Source organism: Parendozoicomonas sp. 209JJ7-1 (assembly GCF_058147085.1).
The window spans coordinates 1-12,906 of sequence record NZ_JBYVJU010000023.1 but is presented as its reverse complement, the minus strand read 5'-3'; the positions used below and the strand labels follow the sequence as shown (position 1 = coordinate 12,906).

Sequence of the window (12,906 nt, the reverse complement as noted above, 5' to 3'; positions counted from 1 at the left end):
GATGGCCGAAATGACGGACTATTATAAATGCCGGTTGTGAGTCGCTGTGGCAGTCACTGTAGTAAAGCTAACCTGGCTATGCCCGGGAGTTTGGAATGAGCACTTTAACACTACTACTACTATTTTCTGGTATCCGAAACAGGGTGGCCTCCAGATTCAGCCAATGCTTCCTGGGGGGAATGCTGGTCATGTGTTCCCTGCCACTGTTCGCCGATTATGCTGACCATACCTGGTATGGCAGCATTTATGTCGAGTTTTTTGATAACGATGAAAGACATATAAAAGCTCACTGTAATATGACCATAGGTTTCGTGAAGGCCCATACAGTGATACCGAAAAAAGATCCAGATTATCAAGCTCCCGATCAATTCAGTGTTACCATAAAACCATTTATTTTTAAAGATCTCTGCCCGTTTGATCAGACCACTTATGTACCCGTTCCAACTGCAGTCGACCCCCATGACAAGTCCAGTCTCAGAATATCACTGGGTATACAGCAGGCCTCTGGAGACAAGCTTGCGCCGGGATTCAGGAAAGCCGTCGCAGACCACGACCAGATCACTCTCCAGGTCACTCGTGATCCCAAAGTCGATGACTTTCTTTCCTCTATCAGAGAGGTGACCAGTGAACGTATCATACAAACCTCGATAGACCCTCAAAGCCATAAGTACACGGGCTCTTATGGCTATAAATTTCACCTCTGGTCAGAATTATCAACGGTCACGGTTGCGGAATCCGGTGGGGGGTTTGGCTGGGACCTGAAAGGTTGCCATAACGGCCATTACGTTTATGGGGCCTTGTATGACTATGATTGCCCAATTATTCGTCCTCTAGCTTGCTGTAAACCAAATTCATGTGGTCTTGGCTCTTATGCCGATGTTCACAATCTGCCCACAAATACAACAATGATCGTGATAGGAGGTACTACTGCTATGACATATGCCTGGAGAATAAACAGGCCAGGCACTTACCATATCGATATGTATGGAGCAATACCCTATTTACGTGTCGATATAAACAAGAAAAAATCCGACGGTGCCTGGGGCTGGGCCACTCCCGAAGACGTTACTCAGGAATGGTTTGAAGGTGATACAACTACTCGTCTGGATATTAAATCCTGTAAAGCGAGGAGCTTTGGTCCCTAAAATTGTTCACTTTCCTTTTTCCTTTTTCCTTTTTCCTTTTTCCTGTTTCTTCCTGAAAAATAAGTGCTTGCCGGAATGACGGACTATTATAAATGCCGGTTGTGAGTCACTGTCGTAAGGATAACCTGGCCATGCCCGAGAGTTTGAAATGGAGGGTTGAAATGAGCGCCTTAACACGATTTTCTGGTATCAGAAACAGTATCTTCTCTGGGATGTTCTCCAGGTTTATGGAAAGCCTCCTGGGGGGAATGCTGGTCATGTGTTCCCTGCCACTGTTCGCCGATTATGCTGACCGTACCTGGTATGGCAGCATTGATGTTGATTTTTTCGACAACAATGAAAAATATATAAAAGCACACTGTAATATGACTCTGGATTTCGTTGGGGCACATACAGTGAAACGGAAAAACAAACCGGATCTCCATGTCCCCGATCAACTCAGTGTCACAGTAAAGCCATTTGTTTTTAAAGATGTCTGCCCGTTTGACCAGACGACTTATGTGCCCGTCTCAACCGCAGTCGATCCCCATGACAAGTCCAGTCTCAGAATATCACTGGGTATACAGCAATTTGCTGGAGCCAGGCTTGCCCCGGGATTCAGGAAAGTCGTCGCAGACCACGACCAGATTACACTCCAGGTCAGTCGTGATCCCAAAGTTGATGACTTTCTTTCCTCTATCAGAGAGGTGACCAGTCAACGTACCATACAAACTACTACAGATTCTAAAAGTCATAACCATACCGGCTCTTATGGCTATAACATTCACCTCTGGTCGGAATTATCAACGGTCACGGTTGCGGAATCTGGCGGGGCGTTTGGCTGGAATCTGAAAGGCTGTCATAACAACCATTTGATCTATGGAGCCTTGAGTAATGATGAATGCCCATCTGGTCAAGGTTGCTGTGGGGTCGAATCATGTCATCTTGGCTCTTATACTGATGTTCACAATCTGCCTGTAAATACAACAATGATAGTGATGTCTGTTTACGCTGATATAACATATGCCTGGAGAATAAACAGGCCAGGTACGTACCATATTGATATGTATGGAGCAATACCCTATTTACGTGTCGATATAAACAAGAAAAAATCCGACGGTGCCTGGGGCTGGGCCACTCCCAAAGACGTTACCCAGGAATGGTTTGAAGGTGATACAATTACTCGTCTGGATATTAAATCCTGTAAAGCGAGGAGCTTTGGTCCCTAGCCCGAATATTTCATAAACAAAGGCAGGTTCTGCCCAATCACTTGATATATGATTGGGTCGACCAAAAGAAAACTTCGGAAAAAGCTCACCGGAACCTGCCATGCCTCAAAATACACAAGAAAATCTTCACTGAAGCATCCGGGTTAGAGGATGTGTTCTATCTTCAGCAGCATCTTTTTCATCTCCAGGCCCGAAGCAAAACCGGTCAGGCTGCCATTGCTGCCCTGCACTCTGTGGCAGGGGATAATAATAGAGATAGGGTTACGTCCCACAGCACCGCCAATAGCTCTTGCACCTTTAGGCTTCCCCAGTTCATGGGCAAGTGCGCCGTATGTGCTGCTGGTGCCAAACGGGATGGCCTGTAGTGCCTTCCAAACAGATTGCTGGAACGCTGTTCCCCTGGGTGAAACGGGAAGATCAAATGCTGTGCGCTCTTCGCTGGCATATTGCTGAAGCTGGATTTTCAATTCTTTAAACAGGGGCAGGTTATCATCCTGTTCCCAGTTTGATGTATCAGGCTCGTGTTTCTGTTTTGGAAACCACAGGTGGCAGAGCTTTCCATGGTCTGCGGCAGCCAGGGTTATGCCGAAAGGAGAATTGAAGAGGCAGTATTTCATGGTGGAGATCATACAGGTTCCTTAATGGGATGTTGGGCCGCAGGTTCTGGCTGGTGCCACAGGTGCATAACGGCATAGGCCCGCCAGGGACTCCACTGTCGGGCTCTATCCAGAATCTCTTGTTTCTTTTTGGTTCCCAGTGCTTTGATAACGCCAAGATCCTGGTCGGGGAAGGCATCGGGCCAGCCGAGAGCCCGCATGGCAATATACTGGGCTGTCCAGGGGCCGATACCGGGAAGCGCCTGCAGTTTTTTCAATGTGACAGGAATATCCGTCTGGGGGGAGAGGTCGATATCTCCAGCCGCAACTGTTTGTGCCAGCCCCAGAATGGCTTTGCATCTTTGTCGTATAATGCCTAGCTCACCTAACTGCTCCGGTTGCAGCCCGGCAACGGTATCAGCATTGGGAAAGGTGAATGATAAGCCCATAAAAGGCGTAACGACCGGCGTGCCAAAGGCTTTTGCCACACGGGTTGCCAGGGTATGAGCTGCTTTTACGGTGATCTGCTGACCGAGAATGGCCCGAATGCACATTTCAAAGCCATCAAACGCCCCCGGTAAACGCTGTCCAGGGTTGTTTCTGGCCAGTTCCCCCAGCATCTGGTTGATAGGTTCCGGGTCACATTCCAGATCAAACAGATGTTTTACCCTTGTCAGCACCTGATTAATCACCGGAGTCAGCTCTGTGTCCAGAGTCACCCGTAACTGAAACCTGTCGGGTAAATGACTGACCTCTATCCATCCGCGAAGTTGTATATTTTTGTCCAGGAGAGAAGGCATAGAGACAACACGACGGTAGCTGTGTTCTGTAATCTCTTCAACGCCGGGAATCATTCGGCTTTTCAGAAAGGTCAGCAGTCCGTACCAGTCATAGGGGGGACGGTAGCCAAGGTGTAGTGTTATGGGTTCTGTTCCGCTGACGTTTGTCTGCTTACGCATGGAGGTCGGTGTCTGTCGATAACGCTTTTGAAAGTGGTGATTGAAACTGCGCTGGCTTTGAAAGCCGCTGAGCAGAGATATCTGGGAAAGCGACAGGCTGGTATCCCGCAACAGCAGGCAGGCCTGAAGAAGTTTTCGGCTGATAGCAAAGTCCTGGGGAGAAATGCCCAGTTCATCCTGAAACAACCGGCGCAGATGGCGGTCAGTAATACCCAGTCTCTCAGACAATTGAGTAAGAGAATGCTGTTCGAGATACCCCAGGTTAATAAACCGGCAGGCATGGCTTAACAGGGAGTCGGGCATATCAATACAGGACAGCCCCGGTGCCAGTTCCGGTCGGCAGCGTTTGCAGGGGCGAAAACCCGCAAGTTCGGCCGAGGCCGCCGTTTTATGGAAAGTACAGTTTTTCTGTTTGGGCAGGCGGGCCGGGCAGATGGGACGGCAATAAATGCCTGTGCTGCTGACGGCCACAAAAAAGCGGCCATCAAAACGGCGATCCCGGCTTTTTAGCGCCTGGTACAACAGGTCTGACTCGGTATGCTCTGTGTTCATAGGCGTACTATATCCCGCCAGCTGGCTATTGGCTCGCAAAAACCGGACATGAATATGCCGCTGTAATGTTTATGTTTGGTCTGGGGAGACCGCTGGGTGAAAAGACAGGGGGAATAGGGTTTTGTCTGGCGCTTTCCCGTCTACACTGTTGTGCCCTCAAGTTTGTATGACTTTGGGTACAATGCTGACAGGATTCGGTAGAGGCAGAGAGACCTGTTTCAAAGTGGGATTGTTATCAGGACTCCTGGTCATAGTTCTTAAGGCCATAGTTCTTAAGGCCATAGTTCTTGGTGTCCTGCTGGCTGGTGGTAATTGTAATGCCAGTGGAAGAGGTTTGAAGTCCCCTGAGGCGCTAAAGCAGAACGGCTCCGGCAGAATGCATAAGTTATGGCAGGATATCTGGAAAATCTTGCAGGACAGCCCCTCTTACAAAAAACTGTATGATGATATTACTGTTCAGGACACGCTGCCTTTCTCTTTTGAGGATATTGAGAATCCGGGTGTGGCTCCTCCCAGAGGGGTAAGGTCGATACTTTTACATAATCTGTTGAATAGATATACCGACTACCTGTATGCCTGGCTTGACAAGAGCTTCCGGGCTGGGGTGCTGATGGGGGCAGGGTATGAGTTTATTCCGGTCATGGTTGACCCTGATAAGCAGTTTAGGACATTTGTGAACTGGAATGACCCATTACTGCTACCTGCGCTGACCCATCTGCTGCATTTGGTGAAATACAACAATGACGACCTCCCTGAGGTTGAGCGGCGATATACTGATTTTCGCTTGCGGTGGATTAAAGAAGTACTGTTGCCTGAACCCATGACAGGCATTGATTGGGAAAAGGAATATAACACTCTGAAAAAACAATTTACTGGCTGGAATACCGGAGTCCTATTACCTGAAGCGCAAACTCTGCAGGAACTGTATGAGCTGCCACATGGCTTAAGAAGCCACAGTGAGTTTGTGCGCCGGTTTCTTACTATTCGTGAATATGCGGGAGAGCTTGCTATGCAGACCGTCTGGGATGCCTGCATAGCCATGGGAAAATCCGGCATGTTACAGGGAAGGCCGCTGAAAGACCCGTTACTCAAAGCCCATATAGGGTTTGTTTATCGTGCCGCGATAGGGGGGGGGTATTACAGGGGAGGGAAGCGCAAGCTGGCAGCTGCATGGTTGCAGTTAACAGCCATTGAGCATAGGGTGCCGGGGTTGTCATGCCCCTGGCACCGACTGTTGGAAAATTATCAGTTACCGGACAACCCAGGAAAGACGGAAGCTGACCGTGACGTAATGAGACCTCCGAGAAAACCATTTACGTCGCGGTTTGAGGGGGTGCCTGCTGTTCACAGAACAGGAGCATCTGCCCAGGATGGCATGGACAGGGAGATAGGTGAGCACATTTTTATCCAGACCGGCTACCGGGGGCGTGAAAGCACTGCGGGAGAGGTATTTTCCCACAGGGGGTTAGAGCAGTTTCTGCCCGCTATTGAGACGATGAAGGTTTATCCGGAAAGTCCAGTAAAGAAGCTTACAAAACATCTGTAAAACTACAGGCAGGTGATTCAAGGCAGGACGAATTATTCCTGTCCGCATAAAATGCGCCCTGACACTGCGACTATTGAACTCGCGGACGTGGAGTGAAACGTGTTTGTATATCCCCTTCGCCGGGCTGCTTGTCCTGCCATTGTTTTCGGTTTGTTTCTCGTTATGCTGTCTGGTTGCTCAGACCAGCAATCTGCAAAATCCTTAGACGATAGCTTTCAAACCGATAGCTTTCAAAACGATAGTTTTTCACTCCTGTCCCCTGACAAGATTAAGGACATATTAATGGATGGCGGTATAACGCTGATTGATGCAAGAAGCCCTGATGCCTTTAATGGCTGGCAGTTTGTTTCTGGCAAATCCGGTGGTCGAATGGTGTCTGATCAGCCCGGTGGACATATTCCGGGTGCTCAACTGTTTTCGGCCCGATGGCTTGGGCTGGATTCCGATGACCTGCAGAGAGCCTGGGAGCGAACCGGCGCTGGCGAGCAGGTGGTGATTTATGGTGATAGCCAGAAGCAGGCTGCCCAGGTGGGTCGCTGGCTGGTGAACCAGAACATTCTTCAGGCAGAGAATATTCAGATTCTTAAAGCCGGTGTTGCAGGGTGGGTAAAACAGGGAAACGGAACGCTGGATTATCTTCCGGGTTTTCGTTCCCTTGTTCCCCCTGAGTATGTATTTGACACCCTGATCAACAACCAGACTCAAACAAATAAAACAAAAGTGATTGAAATTGGCTGGGATGGGGGTGAAGGCGAGGATTATCGCAAGGTCCATATCCCCGGTGCTTTGTACTGGAATGATCTGGAGTTTGAAGCCCCTCCCATTTATGAGGTTCGGCCTGTTGATGAGATTCGCGCTTCCCTGGCCCGTTTAGGTATAGATAAAGATGCTTCGGTGATTGTCTACAGCACTGAATCTATTGGCGCAGCGCGTGGCGCTGCGATTTTGAAATATGCCGGTGTCAGTGATGTGATGATGCTGAATGGTGGTATTAATGCCTGGATGAACGCAGGTTTCAGGATTGAGTCCGGCTGGAACCAGCCTGTGCCACTGAAAAGTTTTGGGATGACTGGAAGCGGTGACAGGGGCGTGATTATTGATGTTGGCGAAGCTGCCCGTATGTGTACCGAAAAGAACAGCGCCCTGGTCAGCATACGAGCCTGGAAAGAGTATATCGGTGAAGTCAGTGGTTATAACTATTTCAACAGGTGTGGACGCATTCCAGGAGCGCTTTGGGGGCATGCCGGCGAGACATCATGGGATATGAGGCATTATCATAATCCGGACAATACGCTGCGAAACTACCATCAGATAGACGCATTCTGGCAGGAGTGGGGCATTGAACCGGAAATGGCCCTTGCGTTTTATTGTGGCAATGGCTGGCGGGCTTCCGAAGCATGGTGGTATGCCCAGGCCATGGGTTATGAAAAATCAACAGTTTACAGCAGTGGCTGGATGCGCTGGCGTGAAGATGACAGGCCTGTTGACTCTGGGTATGTCACAAAGGAACAGAGCATAGCGGCCTGGCAGGCTGTATCCGAACAGGCTGAAGGGAAGGCTTTGGAGTCAGTGCTTTAAGTGGGTGTTTGGGGCAATATAGAGATAAAAGTGAAGGCAAATAAAAAAGGGTAGTACCTGGTCGGTGCTACCCATCAGATCCTACACTTCAGAGAAGGCAGGAGAAAGCAAAAGATGACAGCTGTTTGTTCTGGTCTTACCGGTCAGGGCAGAATAACTACTCTGGTTTTACGTTAACAGCGCAGGGGCCTTTCTGACCCTGGCCTACTTCATACTCCACTTTCTGACCATCGTTAAGCGTGGCGTAACCAGACACCTTGATCTCCGAGTGGTGAACGAACAGATCCTTGCCTCCGTCATCCGGAGTGATAAAACCAAAGCCCTTGTCCGCGTTAAACCACTTAACTGTACCCTTGCTCATACCTTACCTTTTCCTCGTTTGGTTGGTATTGATCTTCTCTCATCAATTCCGTGGAATTACGGACATCGGTGGACAGCAAAGAATGACGCCAGCTCTTATCTGACCGCGACATTACGTACCGGAGAACGATCACCCTGATGGAGTGTAGTCGAGTCTGACGCGCACCGGCTGTTAATAGTTGCAGTGCTACATTTTGCTGTTTATGGGGCCTGAGTACAAGAGTTGTTTTACAAGTTTCTTTGGTGGCCTTTCAGGGGGTTGAGGGTGGGGGTTTATATCGGGGAGCATAAAGAAAAATAACTGTCGACTAGGATTAGGTCTTGGTCTCTATCTTGCAGGGAATGTGATGATGTGTCATGGCGGACGAATAGAATATCAGGGGTCAGCATGTTCACCGAAGGGTTTTATGTGAGTCCCTGGGTGAAAACTATATGGATTACGACAGCTATACGTTTACGACACTATTGGGTGATCGTTAGTCGACTCCGCAAGAAAATAAAAACTTATCTCCCTGATGCTGATCTTATAAAAACGTCCAGAGGGACGGGCACCAGGCTTTAATCAAATCAATGTGCTTAAGCGATTGTCAGTTCTGACATCTTGTTGTTGTGGTATTTCAGGTGCATTTTTATCATGGGGCTTATAGGCTACAATATGCGTATTTTTATTTCTTGATTATTTATATAATTTCGCAACACAGATCACAAAAATAATGGCTGTGTGTCGCGTACTAGAGCAAAAGGCAGTGTGTCATGCTCGTTTGTATTGGGTTTATACGGACGATCAATATTCAAATAATAAATTGCGTTAACGGCGATTGGGTGAATAGGTTCGGTATTGGCAGACGTAAAAGATAATGTTTCCGTATCGCGAAGTGGCGGGCGCTATAAGTGGTTCTGGCAGGCAATAACACCCTACTGGCGTGTGTACAGGGATGTGTTAACAGCCAGTTTTCTGGTGAACCTGTTTGCCCTTGTGTCCCCATTATTTGTAATGAATGTTTATGACCGGGTGGTGCCAAACCAGGCATTTGAAACATTATGGATGCTGGCTGTTGGGGTGATGCTGGCATACTTCTTTGAATTTATTCTTCGTTCACTAAGAACCCGTTACATTGATTTGGCTGGTCGTCAAGTGGATTTAACCCTGTCATCCCGCCTTATCGATCGCCTTTTGGGTTTGAAAATGGCATCACGTCCCGGCAGTGCTGGAACTTTAATGAACAGTCTTGCTGAATTCGACAGCATTCGTAATTTCATCACTTCAACAACGGTGATGGCATTTATAGATTTGCCGTTTGTCGTATTATTTCTGGGGCTTGTTGTCTGGCTTGGTGGCTGGATGGTTATAATACCAGTGACCTGTATTGGACTGTCTTTAATTGTTGCCTGGTTGCTGAACCGGCCATTGCAGAGGGTTATTGAAAAGCAACAGCGGGTTTCCTCTCAGAGGCAAAATTTTCTGATGGAACTTCTGCTTGGGCTGGTATCTATTAAAGCTTGTAATGTTGAACGACAGAATCAGCAGAAATGGAGCAGTCTGAACAGAGAAGCGGCTGACCTCAGTCTGCATATTCGAAAATTGCAAACCCTTTCCACTCAGTGCGCGACCTTCCTGCTGCAGGTGAATAGTGTGGCGCTGGTTATTACCGGGGTTTATTTAATCAGTACTGGCGATCTTTCCATGGGCGGTTTGATAGCGACCATGATGATCTCTGGCCGGTGTGGAGCGCCGGTTGCCCAGGTAATTGGGCTGCTGAACCAGTATGACAAAACCCTTCATGCTTTGGATCATGCCGGACAGATTATGAGCCTGCCCCAGGAGCATCCGGCTGATCGTCAGTTTTTGGTTCCTGGTGAATTTAAAGGGCACTGGCGGGTACGGGATATCACTTTTGCTTATCCGGATATGCCTGCGCAGCTGAAAAATATCTCATTGGATATTGCTCCCGGGGAGAAAGTGGCTGTTCTCGGCCATATGGGATCCGGGAAAAGCACGTTGTTGCAGTTGCTGATGGGATTGCAGGAACCGGGAACCGGTTACCTCAGTATTGATGACAGGGATATACGTCAGTTAAATCCCGATTGGATTCGCCTGCATGTGGGTTACGTGCCCCAGAAGGTGGATCTGTTTAACGGTTCTCTCCGTGACAATATCACTATGGGACGTGCTGGCATCAGTGATGATGATGTTCTGAGTGCTCTTGATAAATCCGGGTTGGCTGGCATTGTTCAGGCTGGAAGCCAGGGGCTGGATTACTCCATAGGCGAAAGTGGTCGTAATTTATCCGGCGGCCAGGCCCAGGCTGTTGGTCTGGCCAGAGCTTTGGTGACAAAACCCGGTGCGTTAATTCTGGATGAACCTACAAGTTCTATGGATAGCCAGGGTGAAGCGAGGTTCCGGCAGCTTATAGAAGAGTTAAACCAGCAGACGGTGATTCTTGTTACCCACAAGGTAAATCTTCTGGATGTAATGGATCGTATTGTTGTAATGGAGCAGGGTGAAATAAAAGTCAGAGGTTCTGCGAGGGAGCTATTAGCGCCACAAGCTTCGAACCAGCCGGCAACAACAAATAAAAAACAGGAGGAAATGGTTTGATGAATACTTCTCCTGAACGAACACAAAACTCGGGTTGGCATGCTGCTTCGGCGGAAGATATTGCCAGCATTACCCGTGGCAGCCGCCCCTTGGTGTTTGTCACCTTGGCAGCTATTGTCGTGTTTGTTGTCTGGGCTGGTTTAAGTGAGATTGATGAGATTACCCGGGGCATGGGCAAGGTAATTCCCTCCAGTCAGGTGCAGGAGGTGCAGAACCTGGAAGGGGGGATTGTTAAAGAGATCCTGGTGAAAGAGGGCGAACTGGTTGAGCAAGGCCAAGTGTTGATGGTTATGGATGATACCCGCTTCGCTTCCACACAGGGCAGCCAGAAAGCCGCTCTCTATGCTCTGAAGGCCCGGAAGGGAAGGTTGCAGGCAGAAGTTCAGGCGGATGGCAGTGATGCCCTGGATCCGGAGTTTCCACAGAATGTATTGACCTTTGTTCCTGAGCTTGCCCGTCGTGAACTGGAATTGTTTGAAAGCCGAAAGCGTGAGCTGGAAAGTACAGTGGGCGTATTCAGGCAGCAGCTGGTTCAGCAACGTAATCAGAAAGAGGAAAGCCAGGCCCAGAAAGCGTTGCTGGAACGCAGACTCTCGCTGGTTGATGAAGAGCTGAAACTCTCCAAAGAACTGGAGCAGGAAGGAGCGGTGTCCAGGGTTGAAGTTATACGACTGGAGCGTCAGGTTAGTGATACTCGGGGCGAACTGCAGATGAGTCGTGAATCTCTGGAGCGATTGGCGGCCCAAATTGAAGAAACACGGCAACGTTTACAAGAAACTCGCCTGATATTTTCCAACAAGGCCAGAGCCGAATTAAATAATGTGCTGGCTAAGCTAAAAGAGTTGGAAGCCAAAGATGCAGCTGTGACCGACCAGGTGGAAAGAACAAAAGTCCGTGCGCCAATGCGTGGTGTTGTTAAACAGGTGCTGATCAATACCGAAGGTGGAGTTGTGCAGCCAGGAATGAAAATGATGGAGCTTATTCCTGTAGACGACACTCTTGAAGTTGAAGTCCGTATTCGACCGGAGGATATTGCCTTCCTTCATCCCGGTCAGAAAGCTACTGTTCGTTTTACTGCCTATGATTTCACGATATATGGTGGTCTTGAAGGTGAGCTTACTCACCTAAGCGCAGATACAATTACCGATAAAGAAGGCGAGAGTTTTTATCTCGCTCGTATAAAAACAATGAATAGCCATCTTGGGAATAATAAAAAATCCCAGCCTGTGATTGCGGGAATGGTAGCGAATGTAGATATTCTGACAGGTAAAAAGACATTGCTTCAATATCTTCTCAAACCTGTATTAAGAGCAAAGCAACTGTCGTTTACTGAACGTTGAATTTAATTTTAAAAACAAAAAATGGCTGTTTAAAAGTTGTACAGCCGGGCAAAAAATAAAAGGGGCTGATTCATGGACGTAACAACTGATATCGCAATTGGGCGTGTGGTCTTTTCCAAAGGAGACGTGGTTGCTGTTGATAAAGCAGGCAATCTTAGAACGCTCAAGGTAGGAGATGTTGTTTATCAGGATGAAGTGGTTCGTACTGGTCCTGATAGTGTCGTTCATATTGATGCCCATAATAGCCGGCGGGTTGAGCTGAATGCCAATAGTGAGTTAGATCTTTCCTTTCAATCTATTACGGAACTGGATGCTTTAGACCTTTCTGGCTTGGAGCGTGATCAGGTGCAACTGCTTGATGGTGATTCCGAAAACCGCGATTTATTAAGAGATGACCCGGTTGAAAGGGAAGGCAGCGAATCAATAACTTCCCGTATCAGCCGGTTACCTTCCCCCGCAGCAGGCCAGGAGATTAACGCTAATACCGGTTTTGATCCCCAGTCCGTGGTTAAGTTAAGTGGATTGCAAGGAGACCCGGTTGCAGGCTTTGAAACGGGTATATTCTCCGGAGAACAGGAATTCCTTGAAGATCAGGTATCCCTTTTTGACAGTTCTGAAATTGTTGAACCAGAAATTCTTACCGCTCAGGCCAGTATCGTTATTGGTGATGCTGAGCCTGTGGCAGAAGCGGATAAATCCTACCTGGAATACGAAGTCAAGCTAAGTAATGCTGTCCTGGGGGATGTGGCTATCACCCTGGGCTTTGACGAAAGCGGGACTGCCATCAAAAGTGTGGATTATGTCGATGGGCTGGAGTACCTGGACAGCAGCGATAACACTTGGAAAACCCTGACAGGTAATCTGACCCTGCCTGCGAATGCCGGGATGGTGAAGGTACGTGTGGCAGTGATAAACGACACGGACACAGAGCTTGCGCCGGAAACGGTGGTCCTTAATGCCCGTACTAGTAGTGCCCTGATCAGTGATGCCAGCGATACCGGGACGGGCAGCATCGATGATGAT

General features: G+C 48.5%; 10 protein-coding genes. 7 read left to right on the top strand and 3 right to left on the bottom strand.

The annotated features are described in order from the left end of the window. The first annotated feature begins 95 nt into the window (after nucleotides 1–95). Nucleotides 96–1,145 (top strand): hypothetical protein, encoded by a 1,050-nt coding sequence (locus ACY2RQ_RS18010; RefSeq protein ID WP_490114388.1) that lies wholly within the window; start codon nucleotides 96–98, stop codon nucleotides 1,143–1,145. A gap of 92 nt (nucleotides 1,146–1,237) precedes the next feature. Then, complete coding sequence (locus ACY2RQ_RS18005; RefSeq protein ID WP_490114387.1) at nucleotides 1,238–2,353, top strand: hypothetical protein; 1,116 nt, start codon at nucleotides 1,238–1,240, stop codon at nucleotides 2,351–2,353. A 143-nt stretch (nucleotides 2,354–2,496) separates the two neighbouring features. Here the strand turns inward: ACY2RQ_RS18005 and ACY2RQ_RS18000 are convergent, their stop codons facing one another. Both ACY2RQ_RS18000 and ACY2RQ_RS17995 read right to left on the bottom strand, forming a co-directional pair. Beyond that, nucleotides 2,497–2,982: a methylated-DNA--[protein]-cysteine S-methyltransferase gene (locus ACY2RQ_RS18000; protein WP_490114386.1), complete on the bottom strand. Its 486-nt coding sequence runs from the start codon at nucleotides 2,980–2,982 to the stop codon at nucleotides 2,497–2,499. Continuing rightward, nucleotides 2,979–4,460 carry a DNA-3-methyladenine glycosylase 2 family protein gene (locus ACY2RQ_RS17995; protein ID WP_490114385.1) on the bottom strand — a complete coding sequence of 494 codons (1,482 nt, stop codon included), beginning with the start codon at nucleotides 4,458–4,460 and terminating at the stop codon, nucleotides 2,979–2,981. The genes ACY2RQ_RS18000 and ACY2RQ_RS17995 overlap by 4 nt, the downstream gene beginning before the upstream one ends. A 223-nt stretch (nucleotides 4,461–4,683) precedes the next feature. Between ACY2RQ_RS17995 and ACY2RQ_RS17990 the strand changes: the two genes are divergently transcribed. Together ACY2RQ_RS17990 and ACY2RQ_RS17985 are read left to right on the top strand one after the other, a co-directional pair. After that, complete coding sequence (locus ACY2RQ_RS17990) at nucleotides 4,684–6,006, top strand: hypothetical protein (RefSeq protein ID WP_490114384.1); 1,323 nt, start codon at nucleotides 4,684–4,686, stop codon at nucleotides 6,004–6,006. Between the two features lie 252 nt (nucleotides 6,007–6,258). Beyond that, entirely contained in the window at nucleotides 6,259–7,584 is a 1,326-nt protein-coding gene (locus ACY2RQ_RS17985) for a rhodanese-like domain-containing protein (protein ID WP_490114419.1), read from the top strand. A 157-nt stretch (nucleotides 7,585–7,741) separates the two neighbouring features. Here ACY2RQ_RS17985 and ACY2RQ_RS17980 read toward each other — a convergent pair whose 3' ends face one another. Then, nucleotides 7,742–7,945, bottom strand: coding sequence for a cold-shock protein (locus ACY2RQ_RS17980; RefSeq protein WP_490114383.1), 204 nt, complete (start codon nucleotides 7,943–7,945; stop codon nucleotides 7,742–7,744). 837 nt (nucleotides 7,946–8,782) lie between these two features. On the opposite strand from ACY2RQ_RS17980, the gene ACY2RQ_RS17975 reads away from it, so the two are divergent. The 3 genes from ACY2RQ_RS17975 to ACY2RQ_RS17965 all read left to right on the top strand — a co-directional run. Beyond that, nucleotides 8,783–10,543, top strand: coding sequence for a type I secretion system permease/ATPase (locus tag ACY2RQ_RS17975; protein ID WP_490114382.1), 1,761 nt, complete (start codon nucleotides 8,783–8,785; stop codon nucleotides 10,541–10,543). After that, nucleotides 10,543–11,883 (top strand): HlyD family type I secretion periplasmic adaptor subunit, encoded by a 1,341-nt coding sequence (locus ACY2RQ_RS17970; RefSeq protein WP_490114381.1) that lies wholly within the window; start codon nucleotides 10,543–10,545, stop codon nucleotides 11,881–11,883. Before ACY2RQ_RS17975 ends, ACY2RQ_RS17970 begins: the two co-directional genes overlap by 1 nt. A 72-nt stretch (nucleotides 11,884–11,955) precedes the next feature. After that, nucleotides 11,956–12,906 (top strand): FecR family protein (locus tag ACY2RQ_RS17965; protein WP_490114380.1); only part of this gene is annotated, 951 nt, incomplete at its 3' end.